Annotated in this window: 26 protein-coding genes and 1 CRISPR repeat array; of the genes, 23 read left to right on the top strand and 3 right to left on the bottom strand. The window is 28.4% G+C overall.

All coding sequences use genetic code 11. The features are described 5' to 3' along the window. The 3 genes from phoU to Y592_RS00670 are packed head-to-tail and all read left to right on the top strand — an operon-like array spanning position 1 to position 2,241. Positions 1-645 (top strand): phosphate signaling complex protein PhoU, encoded by a 645-nt coding sequence (gene phoU / locus Y592_RS00680; RefSeq protein WP_075665164.1) that lies wholly within the window; start codon positions 1-3, stop codon positions 643-645. After that, a complete protein-coding gene (locus tag Y592_RS00675) occupies positions 642-1,316 on the top strand; it encodes a response regulator transcription factor (protein ID WP_075665163.1) in 675 nt (224 codons plus the stop codon). The genes phoU and Y592_RS00675 overlap by 4 nt, the downstream gene beginning before the upstream one ends. Beyond that, positions 1,303-2,241 (top strand): sensor histidine kinase, encoded by a 939-nt coding sequence (locus Y592_RS00670; protein ID WP_075665162.1) that lies wholly within the window; start codon positions 1,303-1,305, stop codon positions 2,239-2,241. Before Y592_RS00675 ends, Y592_RS00670 begins: the two co-directional genes overlap by 14 nt. Here the strand turns inward: Y592_RS00670 and Y592_RS00665 are convergent. Then, positions 2,222-3,337, bottom strand: coding sequence for an ROK family transcriptional regulator (locus Y592_RS00665; protein ID WP_075665161.1), 1,116 nt, complete (start codon positions 3,335-3,337; stop codon positions 2,222-2,224). The genes Y592_RS00670 and Y592_RS00665 overlap by 20 nt on opposite strands. Beyond that, positions 3,337-4,548: a glycosyltransferase gene (locus Y592_RS00660; RefSeq protein ID WP_075665160.1), complete on the bottom strand. Its 1,212-nt coding sequence runs from the start codon at positions 4,546-4,548 to the stop codon at positions 3,337-3,339. The genes Y592_RS00665 and Y592_RS00660 overlap by 1 nt, the downstream gene beginning before the upstream one ends. A gap of 332 nt (positions 4,549-4,880) precedes the next feature. On the opposite strand from Y592_RS00660, the gene Y592_RS00655 reads away from it, so the two are divergent. The 20 genes from Y592_RS00655 to cas6 all read left to right on the top strand — a co-directional run bounded on the left by Y592_RS00655 (position 4,881) and on the right by cas6 (position 24,903). Continuing rightward, a complete protein-coding gene (locus tag Y592_RS00655) occupies positions 4,881-6,119 on the top strand; it encodes an ABC transporter substrate-binding protein (RefSeq protein ID WP_075665159.1) in 1,239 nt (412 codons plus the stop codon). A gap of 51 nt (positions 6,120-6,170) precedes the next feature. Further along, positions 6,171-7,052: a carbohydrate ABC transporter permease gene (locus Y592_RS00650; RefSeq protein ID WP_075665158.1), complete on the top strand. Its 882-nt coding sequence runs from the start codon at positions 6,171-6,173 to the stop codon at positions 7,050-7,052. Positions 7,053-7,064: 12 nt separating this feature from the next. After that, complete coding sequence (locus Y592_RS00645) at positions 7,065-7,904, top strand: carbohydrate ABC transporter permease (protein ID WP_075665157.1); 840 nt, start codon at positions 7,065-7,067, stop codon at positions 7,902-7,904. A gap of 5 nt (positions 7,905-7,909) precedes the next feature. Continuing rightward, positions 7,910-9,313 carry an amidase family protein gene (locus Y592_RS00640; protein WP_232218199.1) on the top strand — a complete coding sequence of 468 codons (1,404 nt, stop codon included), beginning with the start codon at positions 7,910-7,912 and terminating at the stop codon, positions 9,311-9,313. 47 nt (positions 9,314-9,360) lie between these two features. Next, complete coding sequence (locus tag Y592_RS00635; protein ID WP_075665156.1) at positions 9,361-10,149, top strand: MBL fold metallo-hydrolase; 789 nt, start codon at positions 9,361-9,363, stop codon at positions 10,147-10,149. A gap of 791 nt (positions 10,150-10,940) precedes the next feature. Continuing rightward, positions 10,941-11,719: a CRISPR direct-repeat array (repeat unit 30 nt; unit sequence GTTTAGAACATACCTATGAGGAATGGAAAC). 96 nt (positions 11,720-11,815) lie between these two features. Further along, entirely contained in the window at positions 11,816-12,079 is a 264-nt protein-coding gene (gene cas2, locus Y592_RS00630) for a CRISPR-associated endonuclease Cas2 (RefSeq protein ID WP_075665155.1), read from the top strand. A gap of 10 nt (positions 12,080-12,089) precedes the next feature. Further along, the gene (gene cas1b / locus Y592_RS00625) at positions 12,090-13,076 is read left to right on the top strand and encodes a type I-B CRISPR-associated endonuclease Cas1b (protein WP_075665154.1); all 987 of its coding nucleotides are present in this window, start codon (positions 12,090-12,092) and stop codon (positions 13,074-13,076) included. Next, positions 13,039-13,350: a CRISPR-associated endonuclease Cas2 gene (gene cas2, locus Y592_RS00620; protein ID WP_232218198.1), complete on the top strand. Its 312-nt coding sequence runs from the start codon at positions 13,039-13,041 to the stop codon at positions 13,348-13,350. Before cas1b ends, cas2 (Y592_RS00620) begins: the two co-directional genes overlap by 38 nt. Positions 13,351-13,398: 48 nt before the next feature. Further along, positions 13,399-13,800: a hypothetical protein gene (locus Y592_RS00615; RefSeq protein ID WP_077286977.1), complete on the top strand. Its 402-nt coding sequence runs from the start codon at positions 13,399-13,401 to the stop codon at positions 13,798-13,800. A gap of 7 nt (positions 13,801-13,807) precedes the next feature. After that, positions 13,808-14,476 carry a hypothetical protein gene (locus tag Y592_RS00610; RefSeq protein WP_088368816.1) on the top strand — a complete coding sequence of 223 codons (669 nt, stop codon included), beginning with the start codon at positions 13,808-13,810 and terminating at the stop codon, positions 14,474-14,476. A gap of 24 nt (positions 14,477-14,500) precedes the next feature. Then, complete coding sequence (locus Y592_RS00605; RefSeq protein ID WP_075665151.1) at positions 14,501-15,253, top strand: hypothetical protein; 753 nt, start codon at positions 14,501-14,503, stop codon at positions 15,251-15,253. A gap of 3 nt (positions 15,254-15,256) precedes the next feature. Further along, complete coding sequence (locus Y592_RS00600) at positions 15,257-16,699, top strand: SAVED domain-containing protein (RefSeq protein WP_075665150.1); 1,443 nt, start codon at positions 15,257-15,259, stop codon at positions 16,697-16,699. Further along, positions 16,696-18,057 carry a CRISPR-associated CARF protein Csx1 gene (gene csx1, locus Y592_RS00595; protein WP_075665149.1) on the top strand — a complete coding sequence of 454 codons (1,362 nt, stop codon included), beginning with the start codon at positions 16,696-16,698 and terminating at the stop codon, positions 18,055-18,057. The genes Y592_RS00600 and csx1 overlap by 4 nt, the downstream gene beginning before the upstream one ends. An 18-nt stretch (positions 18,058-18,075) precedes the next feature. Beyond that, positions 18,076-20,340: a type III-A CRISPR-associated protein Cas10/Csm1 gene (gene cas10, locus Y592_RS00590; protein ID WP_237254758.1), complete on the top strand. Its 2,265-nt coding sequence runs from the start codon at positions 18,076-18,078 to the stop codon at positions 20,338-20,340. 1 nt (position 20,341) lies between these two features. Beyond that, the gene (gene csm2, locus Y592_RS00585) at positions 20,342-20,755 is read left to right on the top strand and encodes a type III-A CRISPR-associated protein Csm2 (protein WP_077286968.1); all 414 of its coding nucleotides are present in this window, start codon (positions 20,342-20,344) and stop codon (positions 20,753-20,755) included. 18 nt (positions 20,756-20,773) lie between these two features. After that, positions 20,774-21,565 (top strand): type III-A CRISPR-associated RAMP protein Csm3, encoded by a 792-nt coding sequence (gene csm3, locus Y592_RS00580; protein ID WP_088368814.1) that lies wholly within the window; start codon positions 20,774-20,776, stop codon positions 21,563-21,565. Between the two features lie 16 nt (positions 21,566-21,581). Next, complete coding sequence (gene csm4, locus Y592_RS00575) at positions 21,582-22,520, top strand: type III-A CRISPR-associated RAMP protein Csm4 (RefSeq protein ID WP_075665146.1); 939 nt, start codon at positions 21,582-21,584, stop codon at positions 22,518-22,520. 1 nt (position 22,521) lies between these two features. Further along, a complete protein-coding gene (gene csm5, locus Y592_RS00570) occupies positions 22,522-23,610 on the top strand; it encodes a type III-A CRISPR-associated RAMP protein Csm5 (RefSeq protein WP_075665145.1) in 1,089 nt (362 codons plus the stop codon). Next, entirely contained in the window at positions 23,580-24,197 is a 618-nt protein-coding gene (locus Y592_RS00565) for a hypothetical protein (protein ID WP_075665144.1), read from the top strand. The genes csm5 and Y592_RS00565 overlap by 31 nt, the downstream gene beginning before the upstream one ends. Beyond that, positions 24,175-24,903, top strand: coding sequence for a CRISPR-associated endoribonuclease Cas6 (gene cas6, locus Y592_RS00560; RefSeq protein WP_075665143.1), 729 nt, complete (start codon positions 24,175-24,177; stop codon positions 24,901-24,903). The genes Y592_RS00565 and cas6 overlap by 23 nt, the downstream gene beginning before the upstream one ends. 134 nt (positions 24,904-25,037) lie before the next feature. On the opposite strand, the gene Y592_RS00555 is transcribed toward cas6, so the two are convergent. Next, complete coding sequence (locus Y592_RS00555) at positions 25,038-26,315, bottom strand: SLC13 family permease (protein ID WP_075665142.1); 1,278 nt, start codon at positions 26,313-26,315, stop codon at positions 25,038-25,040. Between the last annotated feature and the right edge of the window lie 41 nt (positions 26,316-26,356).

Here is a 26,356-nt window from a genome sequence, read left to right as displayed (position 1 = left end):
ATGGAGACATTACATTTTGAAAGAGAATATGCACTTTTGAAAGCAGATATTTCAAAGATGTTATCTTTTGTTTCAAAATCATTTGAAAGTTCAATCGATTCGTTGGAGTTTTTAGATGTAAATCTTGCAAATAAAGTTATAGAAGATGATGATGCAATAGATCTTTTAAATAGGGAAATTGAAGAGAAAATTTATGAGATTATAGCAAGATATAACCCCAAAGCAAAAGATTTAAGATATGTGATTACGATGATAAAATTTTCGAATAATTTGGAAAGAATTGCCGATTTGTCCTGTAATATAGCTGAGAAGGTTTTGGATGTTACAAAAAAAGGAATAAAATACAGGATAATTAAAGAGATAAAGGAAATGTTTGGTGTTGCATTGAAAATGCTTCACGATACATTTTTGGCGTTTTCAACAAAAGATGTAAAACTTTTAAAGAAGATATGGGAACGCGATAAAGAATTAGATAGAATAGAGATTGAAATAAGAGAAAAATCGAAATTGGAAGAGAAAGATATAATGATTACTAACATACTAATTGCAAGAGATCTTGAAAGGATTGGAGATCATTTAAATAATTTGTGTGAGGAAATTGTTTACATTGAAACAGGTAAAGAATTGAAGGAGTTAGATATATGAAAAAAATATTAATAGTTGAGGATGATCCTTTGATAAGAGATGTATTAAAGAAATATATTGTATTAGAAGGATTTGAAATTGATGAAGTTGAAAGTGTTTTTGATTTGAGAAAAAAATTGGAGGAAGGAAAGTACGATTTAATACTGTTAGATATAATGTTGCCAGATGGATTATCTACAGATGAACTACCTGAAATTAAGGTAGAGTATCCCGAAGTTGGAATTATTATAATTTCTGCAAAGGATAGTGATAGTGATAAAATATTTGGATTGGAAATAGGAGCTGATGATTATATTACAAAACCTTTTAATCCAAGAGAGGTAGTGGCACGAATAAAGGCTTATTTTAGAAGGGTTTCCGGGAAGAAAGAAGTACTGCGCTTTGGTAATTTGGAAATATACTGTGATGATTATGTGGTATTAAAAGAAGGTCAAGAAGTGGATTTGACGGCTAAGGAGTTTGAGATTTTATGTCTACTTGCAAAAAATCAAAATGTTGTTTTTTCGAGAAATAGAATATTAGATTTAGTGTGGAAGGATGAGTTCATTTCCGATAGAGTGGTGGATGTACATATAAGTAATATAAGAAACAAATTGGGGAAGGAATGGATAATTACTGTTAGAGGAGCAGGTTATAAATTTAATGCGAGGGGATATAATGGAAGACTTTAGTTTTTTTGAAAATTTCGATGATGCGATAATAAAACTCGATTTTTTGAAAATTTTAAATTCTAACGAAGTTGCGAGATCTCTTGGTTTTTTTGAAGGAAATGACATACTGTCGGTTTTTACTTTTGAGAAAGTTGATGTAGTGGTGGAGAAAATAATCAAAAAAGAAAATTTTATGATAGAAGATAAGTTTTATTTCTTTTATCTTTCAGATGAGAGATATGTTCGATTAAAGTATTTTAACGGTTTTATTTATATTAAAGATTTAACAGATGAAATGAGAATTAATGAGGCAAAAGTAAATTTTACAACATCTGTTTCACATGAACTTTTTACACCACTTTCTGTTATAAAGGGGAATTTGTATCTATTAAGGGATACTTTTGGAGATATAGAACCTTTGGAACAAATGGAACATGCTATAAAACGCATGGAAAGGATAATTAAGCAGTTAAAAATTATCGCAATGTTGGAACTTGGTATGTATACTCCACAGAAAAATGTCGTTGATGTGGAAAAAATCTTAAAAGAAATTTTAGAGGAATTTTCCGAAAGGATTAACAAAAAAAGATTGTCTTTTGAAATATCAGTATTTCAAAAGGAATTTTTTAACGATAGTTTTATGTTATACACAATTTTAAAAAATATTATTTCTAATTCTATAAAGTATTCTTATGAAGATTCCAAAATTTATATTACCGTTGAAAAAGATAAAATACGTGTTAAAGATCGTGGAATTGGAATAAAAAAAGAGGAAGTTGAAAAAGTTACAGAAAGATTTTATAGAAGCAAAGATGCCATTAAAATGGCATATGGTTCTGGATTAGGATTATCAATTGTAAAGCATATTTGTAAGATTTTAAATTGTGAGCTTAAGATAAACTCCTATTATTTAATAGGTACGGAAGTTATAATTTGCTTTGAATAATGTAATATTGCAATGCGGTTATTGCTGCACCAAGTTCTATGTTGCTTTCAATTCCTCTATATACAATTGGTATAGGTTCTTTACTAACAGATAGAACTTTTTTTTGTAGAACTTGCGAAAACCAAGGGGTAACTCCCTCACCTGTCAAAATTATTTTTTTGGGTGATAAGAGTTTAAACGTGTTAATAATAGACACGGTTAGATGTTTAAATACATCTTCATAAATTATTTCAGCTTTCTTTTTGAAATTTTTATATAATTTTCTTATTTCTTTCAAATCTATTTCGTATTGTTCCTCATTTTCTATAAATTCTGTAATTTTTAAGTCTCTAAATTTATATTTTTTTAGTATAGCGTATTCTGATGCAAGAGTTTCAAGACAACCTGTTGAACCACAATAACATTTTTCATTGCCACCTGCGTAAAAGTGTCCCAGTTCTATTATTTTTTTATAGTTTTTATTGAAATAGTCTAATGATTCTAGGTAGCAAGCGCCAATACCTGTTCCATAGTTTAAAACAAGTATTTTTTCTCCAGCGTGATTTACAAATTCTTCCGTTGCTATTGCTTCAACATCATTTAAAATTGTAAATGGGATATTACCAAAATGCTTTTTAATGATATCTTTTGGTGAGTAGTCTTTAAGTTTTAATATGTAGGAATTAACTTTTTTATCAATTACATTACCAGAAAATGCTATGCCAATGGATTTTATTTTGTCTTTTAGACTTAGCTTTGAGAGTACGGAATCTAGTAGCTTGGAAATGTTTTCATTTCCCATGTATTCTTTTGTGATCTTCAATGCATTTTTTTCTAAGATTTCAAATTTTGAGTTAAATATTGTGGCATTTATGTAATCTCTTCCCACTTTTATTCCGACTGAATACCAATAATTTGGATTTAAAAGTACATATTGTGTTGGTCTTCCAAGACCAATACTTTTTTTATTGGAAATTAGAATGTAGTCTTTTATTTTTTTTAATGTATATGAAAGGGTGGAAGATGTAATGTTTAATGCGTCTTCAAGTTCTTTTCTACTTGTTTCTTTTTTAATAAGTAATTCTAAAAGTATTTTTTTTGTTGTAGTAAGTTCCATTAAACCACCTCTTTTATGATTTTCAAATATCTTTTTAAATGTGAAGTTGTCAAGAATTTTTCCTTTACACTCTTTATGGCATTTTTTCCCAGTTCATCTTTTAAACTTTTGTCTGAAATTATTTTATACAATGCGTTTGAAAGTTCATTAACTTCTGTGTTTAAATACCCATTGTATCCATCAATTACTTGTAATTTTATACCACCAACAGGTCGTGCAACTATAGGATTTCCTTTCCATAACATTTCTGCAATTACAAGACCAAATCCTTCTTTAGTTGCTGTGTGGAGTCCTGCAGTAGAAATAGTTTGAAATGCATTAACTTCTAAATGTCCTACACCTTTTAAATCAGTTAAAAAGTGTATATCAGGATCTGTTCCTGCATATCTTAAAATATCTTCAAATAAAATCCAACCTTCTGGGTCATCTTTTGCCATTGCAGAAACTATTAAAAGTTGAATGTCAGATTTTTCTTTTAAAATTCTATAAACATCAATAGCACTTTTTAAATCTTTCCAGGGATCAAATCTTGCTACAACGGTGATTATCGGTCTTTCAAGATCTATGTTGTACCTTTTTGCTATTTTTTGTATTTGGTCTTTCGAGAGCTTTTTGTTTTTATCACTTAGTGGATCTATGCTTGGCGGAAATTCTATGGCAATTTGTTCAAAAGGCTTTTGTATGTATTCTTCAAGATGAAATAATGCCTTTGAATATTTATCACATGCCATGGGTATTATTTTATTCCATATCTTTTTATTTGGCGTAGAAGTGTCTATATGACATCTCCATATGTATTTACCCTCTTTAAATATTGGAATTAAGTAAGGTTGTGGATCATGTATAATTATAACATCTGCATCTAAATCTAAATTCTTTGCATTTTCTTTATTTATTTTAACATAAAGATCAAGTTCTTCATCAATTAAATCAACTTTGGCACCTTGAAATGCATTGTGTAGTTTCTTTGTTACGTTGAAAAACTCCATAGGTGCTTCAAGTATTTCCCATTGGGTATTTATACCTAAGTCGTTCATTAAGGGAATTAAGGTGTATAAAAGCTCAGCAACTCCACCACCGTATGATGTTGCATTTACGTGTACTATTTTTAGATCTTTTAAGTCCTTTGCCATTTCAAATAACTCTTCTACATCTTCTTTGGCAATTTTTAAGTAATCTTTTATACTTTTTTGAGGAAGTTGTACTTTCATATATAAGCACCCCCGACTTTTTTTGATTATCGAAATAATTCTAACACATTAATTGTATTTGAAAAATAGAGCAAATTTAAGCAATTTGAAGTAATAAATAATTTAAAATATGTATTTAAGGATAATTTAGAATAATATATTATTTTTCTATTAATTTCTAAGTGTAAATCTTTTTATTTGAAACATTTCCAATATTAAATATTTTGAGTTATCCGGTATTATAAGAATATATTTTTTATTATTGATAAAATTCTGAATCTTATATAATTTAGATTTTTCCATTGTATTATGTTACTATTACTTTGAACATCAAAAAAAGGAGGTGTTTTAATATGAAAAAACTGTTTGTTTTGAGTATGTTGGTATTTGTGTTTGCTTTTTCATTTGCTATTACTACCATAACAATGACATCGGGTGGGGTTGGAAAAGAACTTGAGGTACTTTATGCTCAGTTAAAAGAATTTATGAAGCAAAATCCAGATATTGTTGTAACCGTAATACCAATGCCTGATTCGTCAACAGAAAGGCATGATTTATACGTTACGTATTTGGCTGCAGGAGAAAGTGATCCAGATGTTTTGATGCTAGATGTTATTTGGCCACCAGAATTTGCTCCATTTTTAGAAGATTTAACAGCTGATTATGATTATTTTGAATTGAACAAGTTTTTACCTGGAACTGTAAAGTCTGTTACTGTAATGGGAAGAATTGTTGCAGTGCCTTGGTTTACAGATGCGGGTCTTTTGTACTACAGAAAGGATTTGCTTGAGAAGTATGGTTACAAAAAACCACCTGAAACATGGGACGAACTTGTAGAAATGGCTAAAAAGATCTCAAAAGCAGAGGGAATTGAAGGCTTTGTTTGGCAAGGAGCAAGGTATGAAGGACTTGTTTGTGATTTTATGGAGTACTTGTGGTCATTTGGTGCAGACGTACTTGATGAAAATGGTAATATTATTGTAAACAATCCAAAAGCTATTGAAGCATTACAATTTATGGTAGATCTAATTTATAAAGATGGAATTTCACCTGAAGGTGTGACTACGTATATGGAGGAAGATGCACGAAGGATATTCCAGAGTGGTAATGCAGTCTTTATGAGAAATTGGCCGTATGCATGGTCACTTGCAAATTCAGATGATTCTCCAATTAAGGGAAAAGTTGGTATTGCTCCATTGCCAAAAGGTCCTGGTGGAAAGCATGCTGCAACTTTAGGTGGTTGGAATTTGGGAATAAATGCAAATTCTTCTCCGAAAGAAAAAGAAGCTGCTAAGAAATTAATAAAGTTTTTAACAAGTTCAAAGGAACAGTTGTATAAGGCGGTAAATGCAGGACAAAATCCAACAAGGATGGAAGTGTATGAGGTGCCAGAATTAAAAAAGGCAAACCCATTTATGGTCGAATTATTTGATGTATTTATTAATGCTTTGCCAAGACCAAGGGCGGTAAATTACGCTGAAATTTCAGATTCAATACAAAGGCATGTACATGCTGCTTTAACAAGGCAGGTAACTCCAGAACAAGCTATAAAGGATCTTGAAAAAGAATTAAAAATGCTTCTTAATAAATAAAAAAATCTGGGGGGGAATACCCCCCCGATTTTAATGTGAGGTGGTAGAGGAATGAATAAAAAAGAACCAATTGTGGCCTTTTGGATGATCTTTCCTGCCATTTTTGTGATCTCAGTTATTGCGTTTTTTCCGTTGTTCAAGACATTTTACGATAGTTTTTTTGACTTTGGATTGAATCCTATGTTTAAAAGAGAGTTTGTTGGTTTTGGAAATTATATTAAACTATTTAATGATAGTAGATTTTGGGCGGCATTTAAAACAACAATAATTTTTACAGTTGTTTCTGTGTTGCTTGAAACTGTTTTGGGACTTTTGATTGCTTTAGTGGTGCATCAAAATTTTAAATTTAGGGGATTAGTAAGAGCTGCTATGTTAATTCCATGGGCGATTCCCACAGCAATTTCTTCTCAAATGTGGAGATGGATGTTTAACGATCAATTCGGTATTATTTCTAAGTTGTATGAGGCTCTAGGAATAATAAAACCTGGGACTCCAATTTTAGGAAGACCGGGACTTGCTTTATGGGCAATTATACAAGTGGATGTATGGAAGACTACACCGTTTATGGCACTACTTATTTTAGCAGGGTTACAGTTAATTCCAGAACAATTGTACGAAGCTGCTAAAATTGATGGGGCTAACATGGTACAGAGATTTTTTAAAATTACCCTACCTCAAATTATGCAAACTATTGGGATTGCTTTAATATTCAGAACTTTAGATGCATTGAGAGTTTTTGATGTTGTATATGTTATGACGCGTGGGAGTGTAGGTACCGAAACATTATCTGTGTATAATAGGTCTCTTTTGATGGACAGGGCTTTTACAGGAAGATGGTTTGGATACGGTTCTAGTCTTTCTGTGGTCATTTTTTTGTTGATTTCCATTTTTGCGATAATTTATATTAAATCGTTAAAATTGCAGATTGACTAAGGAGTGAGAATCGTGAAATATAAAAGAGTGATTTATAAATTTTTCTTGTACTTAGCAGTTATTTTGATTTTTATATGGTGTGTTTTTCCGTTTTATTGGGCTATTGTGTCATCTTTAAAACCGGACAAGGATTTATTCGAATTAAATCCTTCACTTTTTCCAAGGCAAATTACATTTGAAAATTATATAAAAGTCTTTTCTGAAAGGCCTTTTCATATAAATATTTGGAATAGTATTGTTGTTTCAGGAATTACTACGTTGTTTTCACTGGCGATTGGTTCACTTGCTGCATACGCAATTGCAAGACTTAAATTTAAGGGAAAAATAGTTGTTATGTCTTTAATTTTGGCGGTTAGTATGTTCCCACAGGTATCCATTTTGGGATCTTTGTTTGTAATTTTAAGAAAGTTTAAGTTGATAAATACGTATTCGGGACTTATTTTTCCATACGTTTCTATGACGCTTCCGTTGACTACTTGGATTTTACAGAATTTTTTTAGAGAACTTCCTAAAGAAGTTGAGGAATCAGCTGCCATTGATGGTTGTTCAAGATTTAGAACTTTATGGTCTATTGTTTTACCTATGTCTGCTCCAGGGCTTGTGGCTACTGGACTTTTAACTTTTATATCAGCTTGGAATGAATTTTTATATGCACTTACGTTTATGCAAAGGCCCAGTAAATATACGGTTCCAGTGGCAATTGCATTGTTTAAAGGTGCTTCACAGTATGAAATACCGTGGGGACAGATTATGGCAGCTGCTGTAATTGTTACTACTCCATTGGTAGCACTTGTGTTGATTTTTCAAAAGAAGATTATTGCAGGTCTTTCTGCTGGATCTGTTAAGGGGTGATTTTTTTGAGAAATTTAACTATTATTTTGAGAGATTTAACTATTAAGAGATTTAATAAACTATACGATGAAGGTAAAATAACTTCTGAAAAATTGGTGGAATTTTATTTGGAACGTATTTCAAGTATTTCTTTAAATGCTGTTTTGGAAATTAATCCAGATGCCTTATTTATCGCAAGAGCAATGGATGAGGAAAGAAAAAATAACAAAAAACGGAGTAACTTGCATGGGGTTCCGGTAATAATCAAGGGAAATATTGATACAAAAGACAAAATGCAAACAACAGGAGGTGCAAAGGCACTTTTAGGAAATTATGTGAATAATGATGCGTTTTTAGTAAAAAAATTAAGGGAAGCTGGAGCGGTTATAATTGGTAAGTCAAATTTAACTGAATTTGCAAATTTTGTGTCGTATGAGATGCCTAATGGTTATAGTAGGTTGGGTGGACAGACGAAAAACCCGTATGGAAATTTTGATGTTGGTGGTTCAAGTTCGGGATCTGCAGTGGCTGTTGCAGCTGATTTTGCGCTTGTTTCAATTGGTACTGAAACATCAGGTTCAATACTTTCACCTTCAAGTAGTAATTCATGTGTTGGATTAAAGCCAACTGTTGGTACAGTTAGTAGAAATGGAATTATTCCTATATCATATACACAGGATACAGCTGGACCTATAACTCGAACAGTTGAAGATGCATTTGAAGTATTTAGGATTATATATGGTTTTGATTTAAATGATCCTGCAACTTATATAGTAAAAAATAAAAAAGTTCCAGAAAAGATAAAAGAAATATCTGATTATTCTGGAATGATTTTTGGATATAGCAAACAATTTTTTAATTGGTTGACACATGAACAGATTTTGTTATTTAAAGATAGTTTGAAGAAGGTTGAAAAATTAAATGGAAAAGTAGTTGAAATAAAGTTTGAAAATCTTGATAAGATAAATAATATAAATGTTTTATTTTATGAATTTAAACATGGAATAAATAATTATTTGAAGGATAAAGATTTGCAAGTTAAAACGCTAACAGATGTAATTAATTTTAATTTTGAAAATAAAGATGCAATTCCATATGGACAAAGTATTTTATTAAGATCAGATACAACAGATATTAATGAAAGAGAATATATAGAGTCATTATTAAATGATAGAAAGTATGCAAAAGGGGGAATAGATTGGTTATTTGAAAAATATAACTTAACAGCACTTTTATTTCCCGCAAATTATGGTGCTCACATAACTGCAAAGGCAAAATATCCTTCAATAACTGTACCTGCTGGGTATACCGATACAGGACCTTTTGGATTAACTTTTTCTGCAAGAGAATTTGAAGAGGAAAAATTATTTTCTTTAGCATATTTATTTGAAAAAAATTTTTCAATAAGAAAAATACCACTTGAAAAATAAGTTATTTTTAATTAAGAGCAAATCTCTATTTAATCGGTGGTGAGGATATGAAGATTTGGATTTTAATGAATGATAAAGCAAAAAGCGGGTTTTATTCTGAACATGGTTTTAGTGTATTAACTGAGGTTAATGGGAAGAAAATTCTTTTTGATACAGGACAAAGCGATCTTTTTCTAAAAAATGTAGAAAAATTGGATTTAAATCTTTTGGATTTAGATGCAGTTGTCATAAGTCATGGACATTATGATCACGGAAATGGATTGGAATTTTTATTAAAAAAAATTGGGCCTAAAAAAATTTATGTAGGAGATGGATTTTTTAACCTTAGGTATAGTGGAGAAAAGTATGCTGGTATTAAACATAATAGAATTTTCTACGAGAGAATTGGTGGAAATTTTGAGATTGTTCAAAATGATTTGGAAATATTTAAAGGTGTTAAGATTATTACAGCTGCACCTTTGAAAACTTCCAAATATTCAGAGAAAAAATTTAAAATTGGTTCTAAAAAAGAACAGGATTTGTTTGATGATGAGTTATATCTTTTTATTGAATCATCAGATGGTGCTATTGTACTTACAGGTTGTTCTCACAGGGGAATAGTAAATATAATTTTTCATTTATCAAAAAAAGGTAAGATTAAGACAGTTATCGGAGGATTTCATCTTTTAAATAAGACAAATGAGGAACTTTTACAAATTTCAAATCTTTTAAATGATTTTCAAATTGATGTGCTTTATCCTTGTCATTGTACGGGAGATATTGCAATTGACATTTTTAAAAAGAACCTAAAAACAAAAATTTGTGAATGTCTTGCAGGAAGTGTATTTGAGTTTTAGTTGTGGAATTCTTGAAAATATTATTTTGTTAATGGATATAAACCAAATTATAGCTTTAAAATGATAATTTATATAATTGAAAAAAATGAAGAAGCTATAATTTGTGTTTTTTTAATTCCAATAAGTTTTATTTTTGTATAGCCAATTTTGACTTATTCTTTTTTTGATTTCCGTGCCACGCCATATACTCCTCATTTGTAATAAGTTTTTTCACTTATTTATTCCAAAACACATGTCACTTTTTGTTTTTACAGCTTTTATTTTACATTGCCAATAATAATATTTCATGAAATCTTTTAAGCATTATTTTTCTTTGTTTTTAATGATATTAAATTTTATTTTCTATAGTTAATTATATATTTTATTTATCTTAACAACAAATCATTTAATTATTATAATATTATGATTATATTACTTAATATCTAATAACATATATATCGCTTTTAAACAAAAATAATATCGTTTATTATAAATAATAAAAATAAAATTACGTAATGTAAAACAAAATAAAAATTAATCTAATTTGTTAATTATAAATAAATAAAAATAAATTAACTAATAGGTTTTCCATTTACACAAACTCATCAAAAATACCTTATTTAATAATATATTAATTGTAACCAATTGTAACGTTTAGGTTAAGATAAAAAATATATAAGATTTTCAACGACCTTTTCCGTTAACAAAAAGCTTGTATGTGGCTTAAAATAACATGTTTACTTTTAGGTAACTTCCGGTTAATCAAAATGAAAATATCTTGGTTCATAATAATTTATGAGGTTTTTTAATTGGTTTAGAACATACCTATGAGGAATGGAAACTTTATGATATCAACTATTTCAACCACCCCTTCTTCGTTTAGAACATACCTATGAGGAATGGAAACTTAATTTTGCGTTCCCAAACTGAATATAACTTTTATCAGCTGGTTTAGAACATACCTATGAGGAATGGAAACAACTGACTTAATTTTCATCTTATCCTCCTTAATTTTCATGTTTAGAACATACCTATGAGGAATGGAAACAACTGACTTAATTTTCATCTTATCCTCCTTAATTTTCATGTTTAGAACATACCTATGAGGAATGGAAACAACAGTTTACATATTTCACCATGATTTCCATAATATCTCGTTTAGAACATACCTATGAGGAATGGAAACCATGAAATCTTGTTTTTAGATATCTTTCCATATTTTCGTTTAGAACATACCTATGAGGAATGGAAACGACTGTCCGAGTGAAATCTGCTTTTCAAATATCTTGTTTAGAACATACCTATGAGGAATGGAAACCTGGGGTCACACCACAATAAAGCATATCCTGTGTTCGTGTTTAGAACATACCTATGAGGAATGGAAACCCTTCACGTGATTTCTTAGCTCTGCACATTTTCAAGATTACGTTTAGAACATACCTATGAGGAATGGAAACTGTCAACTGTACGTTTGGAACAAAGTCTATGTAGTAAGTTTAGAACATACCTATGAGGAATGGAAACCGCTCCCACCGCAGCACATCCGTTTCTTCCATGCAAGGTTTAGAACATACCTATGAGGAATGGGATGTAAAATTTTTATTTGAAAAAATTTTTTATTTTGTCAGATTTTTTTGTTTAGATTCGTAATTATAAATGAAAGGAGAGTTAATTGGGAGGGAATTTTATGTATGTTATTATGATTTACGATGTTAATAGAAAAAGGGTTTCAAAAGTTTTAAGAATTGCTAGAAAATATTTACGTTGGGTACAAAGATCTGTTTTTGAGGGTAGAATAACAGAGAAAGATTTTAATGAATTGAGAATGGAAATACAGAACATAATTGTTGAAAATGAGGATAGTATATATTGGTATATTTTAAAAAAAGAGTTTGTTCCTTATAGGCACTATATTGGTGAACCCAAATCAACAATTTCCAGTATTATATAGGAGGGAGTTTATGGAAACATTATATGTTTTTACAGATGGCGAAATCAGAAAGAAAAATAATGCGATGTATTTGATTCCAAAATCTGAAGAAAAAAAACCAATGATTGTTCCATTAAAAAATGTTAGTTCTATTATGATTTTTTCAGAAGTGAGTATAAATAAAAGGTTTTTAGAAATGCTCTGTAAAGAAGAAATACCATTGCATTTTTTTGGCTATTATGGAAATTATCTGGGAACTTTTTATCCAAGGGAAAAGAATAAAACGGGAAAGACATTGCTTTTGCAATTTGAACATTATAACGATATGGAAAAACGTATCTTAATTGCAAAAGAGATATTAAAAGCTGCTGTTCATAATATGTTGAAAGTTTTAAGGAATTTTAAGAAACTGGTATATGATGAAATACTGTATGTTGAAAAGATTAAATCAACGCTTGATAAACAGACAAATATTCCAGCTTTAATGGCTATTGAAGGAAATATAAGAAAAAGGTATTACAAAGCTTTTGGAAAGATAGTTGGTAAGAAAGATTTTAGTTTTGAGGAAAGAAAAAGAAAACCTCCGAAAGACGAAATAAATGCTTTAATAAGTTATGGAAATACAATTTTGTACAATATAGTGTTATCTGAGATTTATAAGACTTCTTTAGAACCTCAAATAAGTTTTCTACATGAACCTAAAAACAAAAAATTTTCTTTACAACTTGATATTTCTGAAATTTTTAAACCTATTATAGTTGATAAGGTAATTTTATATCTGGTAAACAATAAAATTGTCCAGAAATCTGATTTTGAACCGATAAGTGATGGAATTTATCTGTCAAAAGAAGGAAAAAAGAAATTTGTTTTAGAACTTGAAAAAAGATTAGAAAAAACAGTAGAAATATATCCAAATCAAAAAGTTTCTTTTAAAACTGTTATATTACATGAATGTTATAAACTTATAAGGCATCTCAAGGGTGAAGAAAATTATCGGGGTTTTAGGGATAGGGGGTGAGTTTATTAGATACATTCTTCTTACATATGATGTTAATGAAAAGAGGGTAAGTAGAGTACATAAAATTGTAAAAGAATATCTTGTATGGCAACAAAATTCAACATTTGAAGGAAAAATAACACAATCAAATTTAAAACAGTTAATAGGAAGACTAAAGAGAGTAATTGATGAAAGAAAGGATAGTGTTGTAATATATTACTTTAATTCAAGTGCTGTTTTTAATAAAGAAGTTGATGGAAAAGTAAAATGGATTGTTTCAAATAATCTTTTGTAATTTTTATTGAATATGTTATAATCTTTACGGTGATGTAAAATTAAAAAATTGATTGATGAAATATTTAAAACTGAAAATGAATTTAAAAGATACTTTAAATCTGTAATAGGTATAATGACAGGGTTGAGGAAATTTTCGAAAATAGTAAAAACACAATCACTTTGGAGATCAAAAGAGAGGCCTAGAACTAATAGGCCTGTTTTTGTTGAATATTTAGAAAATAATACGTGTAGACTTTTGTTCTTATCAACAAAAAATTATTCCAAAATAAAGATAGATATAAGAAGGGAGTGTTCTGTTTCGAAAGAATGTAATTTAAATAAAATGTCTTATGCTTTTAAGGAGAAAGGTAAGTTTATTTTTGATGGTATCCCAAGAGAGATAGTAGATAAATATTTTAAAAAGTGTGGGGTATGTAAGAAGAATCTAGATGACTTTTTAAAGGGGTGAAGAAAACTTGAAAAAAGATTTGTTTAGGAAAGAGTTGTTGAATTATATTATAAATAATAAAGTTAGTGAAAAATTTTTAAATTCTGTAAAAGGAATTGTGATAAGTATTATTTCAAAAAACAAAACATATCAAAGTGGGATTAAGGCATGTTACGGAAGTATTGAAGATGCAATAAATGAGATATCAAACGATATTTTGATAAAAATAAGGAATAAAGCACATATATTTAAAAATTTATCAGATAATCATGGCGCGTATTTATATACCATAATAAAAAATCATATTGTGGATATTTTGAGGAATTATAGATTTAATATTTCTTTAGACAATGAAAGTGATGATTTTGAAAATAGAATTGAATATTTTTTTCATTCAGAAGATTTAAATGACAGTTTAAGTGACAGCTCTGAAACTGTGGTTGTAGCACAGTATTTTTTTAAAGAGCTATGTAAAATGAATGATGAGTATTTGTGCTTTTATTTATACAAAGTATCACGTTCTGAAGAAATATGTTTTTCTGAAAAAACAAAAAATGCAAAATATAAGATTATCCAAAGAACAAAGGAAAAGTTAAAGAAACTTGTTCAAGAAAATGGTATCACTGAAAAAGAATTTTTGTTGGCTATCCGTATTTATATGTCAGAAATTTGTGAAAAGTTACGTAATAATAAATAGAGAGGAATAAAAAAGGAGGGTATTATGAATTTCTTAAAAAGTGAATTAGAACTTTATGAAGAATATAATAAAGAGTTTAAAGCGGATTTTATAGAAATAAACAACGGTTCGAGATTAGTTGCAGGTGATATTTTCGTTATTTACACAACGAAATATCCAATTTATGGTGTGATAGTTAGTAAAACGGATGATTTGAACGAAGCTGTTTATTTGACAACTGAGCCGTTTTTAGCAAGCTCAACAGCCACGAGATTGAAAATTAATCATTTAGTTTTAACTGTTATATTAACTCATATGAAGTTTTATTTTGACGATGAATTTTCAGACAAGTACTGTGAATTTATAAAACACGTAGATGTGGAAGAAATTGTAGAAAATTACAATATCTTGGCGTCTGAAGTGTATTCTGGCCCAAGAAAAGAATTCTTTAGTTTAGAGGCAAAGAAAATTGAAAAATTATATGAACTTTTCTTTGAAAAAATAGTTTATGATGATTCAAACGAAGTATGTATAGAATTTCCGGAAGAATTAAAAAGACATGAAGAAATTTTGGCAGCCGATACAGATGGTGTAAAAGGTGAAAATTATGTGGGAATAATTAAGGGGAAATCGCTAATAATTTATTTAGATGATAGTCTTTTGGAAAAGAAAGTAAAGGTGTTTTATGATGGCAGAGAACTTTTTAATGGAGTTGTACATGATCACATTAAAATTACAAATATTGATGGTTTGACCAAAGAAGAAATAGAGAAAAATTTAAAAATAAGCGAGGTGTAAGCTTTGTATACTAATATTTTAAAGCAAAATATTGAGGACTTTGTTCTTTTAGTAAAAAAAGATTTGATAAGTTTAAATGAAGCTGTTGATTCATATTTAAAATGCGAAGATTTTCCACAAAAAAGTTTTGTTTTGTATGAAATAATAAAAAAGATATTAGAGACAAAAAAGACATCGTCAATAGAGTTGTTGATTAAATTATTAAATGATGATTTGACAGTTTTGAACTTGTATAGAAATGGATATAATGAGGTTAGATTTCCGATTGTAAATGACTCTGGTAATGGAAAGATAGCAAGGGCTATAGTTTTTAAAAATGAGAAAACGTATGTAAATCTAGAAGGATTTACAGATAAGATAAAAATTATTGAAAAGATAGTTCAGAAAAACTTGGGAGTAATATTTGATTCCCATTTTACAGGAAATTCCTTTATGTTAGCAATAACCATGGGAGGATTAACTAGTAAAATTCCAAAAAATGTAGCCTTTACTGGTGAAGTTGATAGTGATGGTAGTATATTGAAGAATATAAGAAATTTACATTTTAAAGAATCTGTTTGTGAAGAAGAAAATATGAAGCTAATAAGTGCTTTGGATGTTAATAATGTATTTGAATTAAAAGACTTTTTCGAAGCAAAAGAATATCATGTGCCAGTGTTGTTCGTGTTTCAGAAACGTGATGAAGAGTTTGTAGATAATTCCTATGAGAAATTGAAAGAAAAAGTTGGAGAAAAATTTCCGTTGAATTTTGTTGATATATTCGAAAAATTATACGATTTTAAGAAAACATATGTTTCAGATGAAATAAAAAATAATGAGTGGAAAAAAGTTCTAAAAGATGCAAGAAAAGTGTTAAATAGTATAATTTCAAATAACGGAATACCACATATAGCAATTGTAGGACCTGTTGCAATGGCGATGGCTTTGGGAGTAACATTAGGAACACATAATAAGTTAGTATTTTACCATCATCAGGATGGAGAATATCATAGGGTTTTAGATTTAACTGATAATGTTAGAAAAGTCAAATCGATTACTGAGGATTATAGGTTTGTTAAGTATACAGTTGAAGGTGAAGGTAAAGATTGTTCATATGTTCTTTATTTTGCCTCACATAATCCTATACAAGATGTTCGAAAATTTTTGTTGAATAATAATATTTCATCTAAAAAAATTTTAATTGAACACAAAGACAATAAAGGAAATATTAAACCGGGAGATTGGACTAAAATAGTTTCTGAAATTATGTCTATTACACAAAATATAAGGACTTGTACTAGCTGTGAAAATGTTCATTTTTTCATTAGTGCACCACTTCCAATTGCTTTTGGTTTGGGAATGGCTTATGGTGATTTTTCAAAGGGGGGTATTTATCAGTTAGATAAAGAAACAGGAAGTTATATTAAAGCATTTGAAATTGAAAATATAAGGGGGGATGGGATTTGAAAATTCTTTTGATGCCACTTGGCAATATTAGAACATATAAAAATAGCGTCTTTTATAGATTTGAACAATCAAATAATTATGATTTTTTACCAAATTTGTTAATCAATGAGTTTAATATTGATAAGGTTATGATTTTCGTTTTAGACACTTTGTATCCTAGTTTGACCGATGAACAACCGAAAAATTACAATGAGATGGAGGATTTTTTAATTAAGAAATATTCAGAATATTTTAGTAGTCACAGTGAGTTTGAAAATTTTGAAATTAAAGTTGTTCCAGGTGTAGGCACTTTTAGAAATAGAAAAGATATGGAATACAGATTTAAAGGTACAATTACTGATCTTTACTATTTGAATTTATATTATTTTTATAATCTTTTCAAAGATTTAAATATAAATGATGATTTGGAAGTGTATTTAGATATTACTTTTGGAATTAATTACCATACTAATATGCTTTATAGTTCGTTAATTGATTTGTTGCAATTAATTTCATTTATTAAACCTGTAAAATTTGTTGTTACAAATTCAGAGTCACCATTTAGTAGAGAAGAAAAAAATATATTATTTGTTCATAAAATTGAAGAAAAAAGAATAATTCCGTTTTTAAATATAAAAGATTTTCAAGGGGAAAAAATTTTTGGGTTTTCAAGTTTTGTGGATAATCAAGAAAAAAGAATAATCGGAAAGAACAGGTTAAATGATTTTTACAGAGAATTAAAAAAGAGTGAAGTTATAAATAAGTCTAGAATATTTTTAAAGTCAATTTACTATGGATTTCCATTGGTATTTTCTACAATGCTTAAAAAGGTAGATTTTAATAAAATTATTTTAAAAGGAATTGAAATATATAAAGATGTTTTAGATATCGAAAATGGCGTTGATAAAGAAATAGTAAAAAGAAAACTTGCAATTACTCCTTCATTTAAAGGAATTATTTTTTCGTCCATTTTTAGTAAATTATTTGTCAAATTATTTGATGAATATGATGAAAAAATACATTTAAAGGATGAGTATCCAATTGACTATTTAGAAAGTATTTCAAATTTTGTATGGAAGATAAATGAGGAAGGTAATTACATAAATGTTTTTTCTGCACTTTCTATAAAAAAGGAGTTAAGCGATATAAGAAATTATGCTAAAGGATTGCCAGAAGGTGAGATTATTTATACTAAGAGCAAAGATAATGAGAATAAACAAAGTAAACAAATTTATTCTAAAATTTATTCCAACGAAAAAAGAAACTTTTTGGCACATGCAGGACTTTCAAATAGAACTTTTAAAATTAAAAAGACAAAAAGTGATATTTTGATAGTACCTCAAATGGAAAACATTCTTGGAAATTTCAAGGATATTTAGAGTTTAAGGGGTGAAATTATGGAACTTACAGTTGAAAAAGTATTTTTGGCTAGTATTTTTCATGATATTGGAAAATTTTATCAAAGAGCAGAAATTAATTCTTTAAAAAAGATAATAGCAGAAACTTATAGATATTCTATTGAAAGTTCGAAAAGTTATAGTCCAAGACACCAAGAATGGGGCGCGTATTTTTATAAAAACTCAGGTTTACCTTATAAAGATGAGATTGAAGGTGTAATTTTAAATCACCATAGCCCCATAAATTTGTTATCAGAGTTAGTTCAATTGGCTGATCATGTTTCGGCAAACGAAAGAGAGGACTATAGTTCTTCTGAAAACAAACGAGTAAAAAATATGGTTTCAATTCTTTCTTTGGTTTCTTTGAAAGATAACAAAAAGAATAAAAAATATAAAAGAGTGTCCAGACTATCAGAATTTAAGGAGTTAATTGATAGAGAAGAGGAAAATATAAAACTTTCGTACAAAAATTTATGGAATGAGTTTGAAGAACAAGTAAAAAACATTGTCAGAGAACACAAAAATACAGAAGAACTGGATATTACTGATCCATTCTATGAGAAAATATATTATCTATTGAAAGAATATACATCTAATGTGCCATCTGCATTTTTTTATTCTGAACCTGAAATTTCCCTGTTTTCTCATTTAAGTACCACTGCAGCAATTGCTATATCTATTTTCAAACAATATGAAGATGGTTTTAAAAGTGGCGATATAAACTTGTTCAAAGATGTTAAAAGTGACAAAAAGATAATGGGTATAGTAAAAGGTGATGTTTCTGGGATACAAAATTTTATATATAACGTCTCACAGGAACATGCTGTAAAAAAGCTTAGAGGTCGCTCTTTTTATGTTTCATGTCTTTTGGAAATCATTGCAAGGTATATAATTTACTCTGAAAAATTGTCAATTAGTAATGTAATATACAATGGTGGTGGACACTTTTATCTTCTTGGACCGGCAATCATAATTGATAAACTCTCGTATTATCAGAAAAAAATCGAAGAAAATTTGTTTAAAGCACACGGCATAGAATTAACCGTAAATTTATCTGGAGAAAAAATATCACTCAATGAACTTAGCGGTGAATTATTCAAAAATATTTCCGAAAAAGTTGAAGATAAAAAGTTTAGAAAATTTGAAAGTATTCTGAAAAAAAACCATGAAGAAATATTTAACCTAAAGGATGTTTCACAAAATTTGTGCCCTTATTGTCACAGAGAATTAATAGGTGAAAAATGTGAGTTTTGTGAGTCTTTTGCAGAATTAGGGGATTTTCTCACAAAGAAAAATTCTTTCAAAATTTTAAAAACAAATAAAAAGATAGAAAAGATAAATAGTTATAACGATATTTTTAATTTGTTTGGATACGAAATAAAGTTTGGAGATAATTTAAAAGATTCTTATTTGACGGTAAAAGATAAAAAAATAGATTTTGGAAGATATATATATTTTATAAAATCTGCTAATTATGTTCCAAAGAAAGATGATGGAAGTATAGCCGATTTAGAGACTATAGCTAATAATTCAAAAGGGATAAAGAAATGGGGTGTTTTAAGAGGAGATGTAGATAATTTAGGAAAGGTTTTTGGGAAGGGGTTAGGTGATAAACCACCAATATCAAAAAAAGCTACACTTTCACAAGAAATTGAAATATTTTTTGGGAAATTTTTAGAAGATATTGTTAGGGAAAGATTTCCAAATTCTAGTGTTATATATTCTGGAGGAGATGATTTCTTTATTTTGGGACCTTGGAGCGATTTACCAAATTTGGCGTGGGAAATACAAAAAAGTCTAAGAAGTTTTAGTGGGGAAAATAAAGATATAACAGTTTCAATGGCGATGGAATTTGCTCCCGCAAAAAAATATCCCGTTTACCGGGTAGCATTGGGTGCTGGAAATAACTTGGACATTGCAAAGGATTACAAAAGGAATGGGTATGAAAAAAATGCATTTTTTAATTTCAACAAGGTAGTTGGTTGGGAAGAGTTTGAAGAGTATACCCTAATAAAGGAAAAGTTAGAAAGCTTTATTAACAAAAATATTACTAGAAAAGTTTTATATGTTCTAAGACATTTTTCAGGTGAAAATAGAAAAATATGGAGGTTGTTTTATTATTTTTCGAGACTTGCTGATAGAAACAAAGAAATAGGAAAAGAAATACTTGGATTTTTAGATTTAATACTTAGAAATGATAACAAGTTGTATAAACATATTGATTCAATTACTTATTGGGTAGAATACGAAACTAGGGAGGGATAATATGGAAAATAAAGTGTTGATATCAAAAGAATTATCTGAAAAAATGCTTAATCCTGAGAAAGATCCAGATGGGAAGTTGCTATTTGAATATGCTAAGAAATTGGCAGAAGAAGTTAAAAGTATTAATTCAAATCAAATTAGAAAATATTTTAGTGAAGTAAAAAAGATTTCCATGGATGAAAGTAAATTTAAGTATGAGGTTAAAAGATTTTTAGCTGTTTTTTTGTACAATATAAAGAAGTTATCAAATTATAGGAGTATTATTAATCAAGCGGAAAATTTTGCAAATTCAATGAAAAATATGGTTTTGACTTTGGATGAAGGGGATATAAACTACTTGAAAAGATTTAAGGATTTTTGGGAAGCATTAGTAGCATATCATAAATATCTAGAAACTACAAATAAAAGAAGATAATTTTTAAGGAGGGAGAATATGGAAAGAATAAATTTTAAAGGAAAATTTATTGTAAAGGCTGAATTAGTTTTACTTACTGGACTACATATTGGGGGGCAAGATAATACGATGGAGATTGGAGGTATTGATAATCCAGTTATAAAAGATGAACGTGGTATACCGTATATTCCTGGAACAAGTCTTAAAGGAAAACTTAGAACACTTATGGAATACTATCATGAAAAAATTGATGAAAATAAACTTGTTTGGGTAAAGAAAGGTGAAATTAAAATTCATATGTGCGATGATAAAGACTGCCCTGTGTGTAATTTGTTTGGAAGAAATCATGGGAAACATACCTTTGTAAATGGTGAAAATAAAGTGTTTGAGAATTTAATGCCTACAAGGTTAATAGTTAGAGATGCCAAATTAATACAAGAAAGTATTACAGATGAAATGAGAAATAATCTAGATACTAGTTATACAGAAGTAAAACACGAAAATACAATTGATAGAATAACTTCTTCTGCTAATCCAAGACAAAATGAAAGAGTACCTGCTGGAGCAAGGTTTAAAGTTGAATTTGTCATTAATGTGTATAACGATGAAAAAGTAAAATATTTAAAAGAGTTGATAACTGCTATGAAATTACTTGAAGATGATTATTTGGGTGGTTCTGGTTCAAGGGGATATGGAAAGGTGAAATTTGAAAATATTTCTATTTCGTTTAGAGATAAAGGATTTTACTTGGGAATTTCGGATGAAAAAGAATTAAAAAAATTGAATGATACTACTGAAAAGATAGATTGGGAAAGTATGAAAATAGAATGAAATGGGGTTTGATAAGATGAAAAAATATAGGGTAAAGTTAAAGTTTAGGACCCCTCTACATGTTGGAGAAAAAGATAATATTTATAATGCGGTTTCCAAGTTTGTGCATTCTGATACAATATTTTCTGGTTTGGTAAATGCGTATAATATTTTATTTGGTGGTGAAAAAACCGAAAAATTTCTCAATGTAATTATTGAAGATCCAGATATATTTAGAATTTCGTCTTCATTTTTCTACTATAAAGATATATACTTTTATCCTAAACCTTTTGGGTATAACTTTGGTTTGGATAAGTTTTACCTAGATGATATGAAAAAAATAAGGAAATTAGAGTTTGTTTCGGAAGAATTTTTGAAAGGAAATGTTGAAAATCCAGTTATATTTGGCAAATTTGCAACGAATGGAAAAAATGTAGAAGAGTTTGTCCATGTTAGAGATGTTCCAAGAATAGTCAATGATAGAATTACAAATGAGGTAAGTATCTTTTATATGTCATACGTTACTTTTGACAAAGATAGTGGTTTGTGGTTTTTTTTAGATGTTGATGAAAGTTTGGAAAATGAAGTTTTTGCTTCTTTAAAGTTATTGGGGGATGAAGGAATTGGTGGAGAAAGGACATATGGATATGGAGCATTTGAGTTTGATGTGGAAGAAGTAGATTTAAAAAGTGAAGGTAAAATGTTTTTGTTGCTGTCCTCCTATTATCCCAAGGATCAATCAGAAGTAAGAAAAGTTATTTATTACAAAATTTATGAAAAGACTGGTTATGTTTTTTCGCTATATGATAATACCAAAAGACAACCAATAGTTCGGTTATTTAGCGAAGGTAGCGTATTTTCAGATAAAGTTGTAGGAAAAATACTAGATATTACACCTAAAGGTTTTAAGTATCATAGGGTTTATAAATATGCGCGAGCCTATTTAATTCCAATTGAAAAGGAGGCTCTTAAATAATATGGTGTTTAATTATAAAATAGAAATTTTAACTCCTACAGTTATACTTTCTGGAGATAAAATAAAAAGTTTTGAAATAATAAAAGATGGTAATAAAGCATTTGTTGTTGATTTTGATAGGTTAATAAGAAATGAAGAAAATTTTATGAATTTTGTAATAAATTATCCAGAAATATTGGGGGATAGGAATAACTTTCTAAATACGTTAAAAAGATTGAATATAAATTATAAGAATTATATTAAAAATGAAATTAAAGGTTATATAAAGGGAAACACGGAAGTTAGTGAATTTGTAAAAACTGCTGGAAGGCCTTATATCCCTGGATCTTCCTTAAAAGGTGCAATTAGAACTTTTTTGATTAAAGGGACTCAATTTCAAGGAGAGTATGAGAAGAAATTTCAATATTTATTAGAATCTAAAAAAGATAATAAGAAAGATATTAAGAAACTTGTAAAAAATATTGATTTAAAAGTTTTCGGAAAAGCTGTTATGTCACCTTTTAAACTTTTAAAGGTTTCTGATTCTAATTATTTAGAGTACAATGATTTAAAAATAACAAATATTCAAGTTTATCATTTGTTAAAGAATAAGACTGTATTAGATCTTTATGCTGAGTATTTGGATAGTGGAAAAGTATTAAATGGAACAATTAAAATTGATGATTTTGAAAAGTATGGAAATATGGATTTTATTTTGAGGCATTATTACAAAGATCCACGTTTAATTTTCAATGATTTTGTGAAAAACATAAATTTGGGTGTAAAAAGGTATATTGAAAAAGAAAAAGAAATAGTAACTGAACAAGGTATTGAAGATTTAAAAAGATTCTACAATATGTTGGAAGATAAGTTAAATAATTTGAATGAAAATCAGTTTTTGTTACAACTAGGTTTTTCAACAGGATTTTATTCAAAAACAATTTTTGTAAAGAATTTGGAAGCAAAACAAGTAAGATTTTTAAAAAGTATTTTAGGTAAAAGGAAAAAAAATTATAAACCAGAGTTTTTCCCATTGACAAGAAGAGTGGTAAAAAAAGATGGGGTGATGCAACCATTAGGATGGATTATGGTAACTTTAACGAAAAAATAGGAGTGAAATTGATTTTCGAGTTTAAACTTGATTTTCCATTGTATTTGGGAAAAGGTAATTTTGAGAATCTCAAAAAAGAATTAACCAGTGTAGGGTTTTCCGATTTTAGTTTTTCGGGTTTTTTATCGGATAAAGTTTTTAAATCTGAAAATGGCTTTTATATAAAATCAAGAGCGTTTTTTATAATTAAGACATTTTTTAACAAAAGGATAGCGGATATTTTAAATAATAAAATATACGGGTTAAAACCACATAAAATTTATATAAATAGATTAAATTTTAATAGAGAGTTTTATGTATTGAACAGCAATTTAGATTTAGATTTAGTAGAAGATTATAGTGATTTTATAAGAGAAAAGTTGATTGAAAAATATAGAGAGTTGTATGGTAAAAATCCTGATGATAATTCTTTGGTTGTAATAATTAAGAATGGAAAAAATTATAAAAAAGCTTTGTTCTTTGGTTCAAAAAAATTAATTAATTTGGCAAATGTATTAGGACTTTATGGTACAGGGGGATATAGGGGATTTTTGGTTGAAGATAAAAAATTTGGAGTGATAAATAATGAGATTAAAAGTGAGCTTTGAATTTGAAAAGTTAGTTCTTCCAATAGATTATAACCATATTTTACAATCTACTATTTTGAATTTGATTTCCAATGATGATTTTAAGAGTTTTATTCATGATCAAGGATATATTTATGAAAAGAGAAAATTCAAACTTTATACTTTTTCAAGAATATATGGAAAGTTTAGTATCGACAAAGAAAAGGGAAAGATTACATTTTTTGACAGTGCAAATTTTATTGTTTCATCTTATGATGATATGTTTTGTCGATATCTTGCAGAAAGGTTTTTAAGCTTTGAAAATATTTATTTAGGAGGAAATTTTGTATCTCCAAAAAGTATTGAAGTTGATTATTTTAAATCTGAAAACAGTTTAAAGACCATTACAAAATCTCCGGTTACAGTTTATTCGACTTATTTAGACGAAAATGGAAAGAAAAAAACCTTGTATTATTATCCAGATGATCCAAAATTTGAGAAAATAGTTGAACAAAATATCTATAAAAAATATTATTCTATTTATAAAAAAGAACCAAAAGGAATTATCAATATCAAGCATGTTGGAAAAAATCCCAAAAGAATTGTTGTTTATTATAAAGGTTTTAAAATTGTGGGTTGGATGACAGCTTTTGATTTATTTGGTGATGAAGAGTTGATTAAGATAGCATATGAAGCAGGAATTGGTGCAAAAAATTCACAGGGGTTTGGGTTACTTGAAAAGATATAAGGATAATAGTGGGTAGTATAAATATAAAAATCGCTCTTTCTTTTAAAGAACTTCTTTCATTATTGATAAGGAAAATAAGCTAATTATTTTTTGAATTTAATTACAAAAACATTTCAGTGGTTTTACTCATTACATCAATGAATTAAGGTTAAGAAGAATATATAAACTATTCCTATAATTAATGTAAGAAAAACAGGTACTATTTTCCATCTCATGTATTCAAAAAATCCAAATTTTCTTCCTAAATTTTTTTCCAAGTAATTTACGGCAACTAAATTTTGAACTGCGCCAAGTGGTGTTAAACTTGTTGCAAAGTTTGAAGCTATGGCAAATGTCCACCACAGTATAGGGTTAACACCGTGTGATACTAATATTTTTATTACAGGTGCTAATATTAGAGCAGATGGTACGTTATTTAATATTGGAATTGTAATTATCGATAAGATGTAAAATATTCCTAATATTATCAGGTTATTACTTTTAAATGGTAAAAATAGATTAGCAATTTGTTGAGTAAAACCTATCTCTTCTAGAGCATAGGAAGTCATATAAAGTCCTGCAAAGAAAAATAACATATCCCAATCAATATCTTTTCCGACATCTTCATATCCATTTGAAAATTTAATTATTAATATTGAACCACCTATGAGTGCAATTACAGATAATTCTAAATTTAAAGTTGAATGTAGAATGAATAAAATAATTACTATTATAAAGTCTATTAATGAAAACCACATCATTTTTGGGTTTGTGATAGCCTTTTTTTCATCCATTTGGTTTAATTTTTCAATATTTTTTAGAGATTTTTCATCAACTTTTAGGTGTTTTTTGAAGTATAATAAAACACCTATAAAAGCTAAAATTGAAACAGGTCCCATTACTTTAATAAAATCATTAAACGAATAACCGCTAATTGATCCTATTACAAGATTTAGAGGACTTCCTATTAGTGTGGCAGAACCACCTATGTTATCCATTAGAATAGTAAGCATAATTAATGGGATAGGATTAAGTTCTAACATATCAGAAATTAAAAAAATCATAGGGGCCATTACAAGAATAGTGACAACATTGTCTAAGAATGCAGATGTTAATGCAACAATAATCATTAGTAAAGTCATGGTTAAAAAGAATTTTTTTCCGCCAAATTTGATTATTTTTATAGAAAAATACTCGAAAAATCCAGATTTATTAAGAAAGGCAACAATCATCATCATTCCTGTTAATAAACCCAGAGTATCCACGTCAACAATGTGACTAAAATTCTCCGAATTGAGTCCATTTACCAGTCTTAAAGCTGAAATTAACAGCGCTAGACTAAATACAACAGCAGGTTTATTTTTCTTTCCGAAAATTATGTATAAATAGGAAGTTAAAACAATGATAATAACTAATATGTGTTTTAAAGGCATTTTTTATTCCTCTTTTCCATCAAGATTTTTAAAAAAACTCC

The organism is Thermosipho sp. 1070 (genome assembly GCF_001682135.1).
Taxonomy (GTDB): Bacteria; Thermotogota; Thermotogae; order Thermotogales; family Fervidobacteriaceae; genus Thermosipho; species Thermosipho affectus.
The sequence above is the reverse complement of the archived record's forward strand: the minus strand, read 5'-3'. Positions and strand labels throughout refer to the sequence as shown.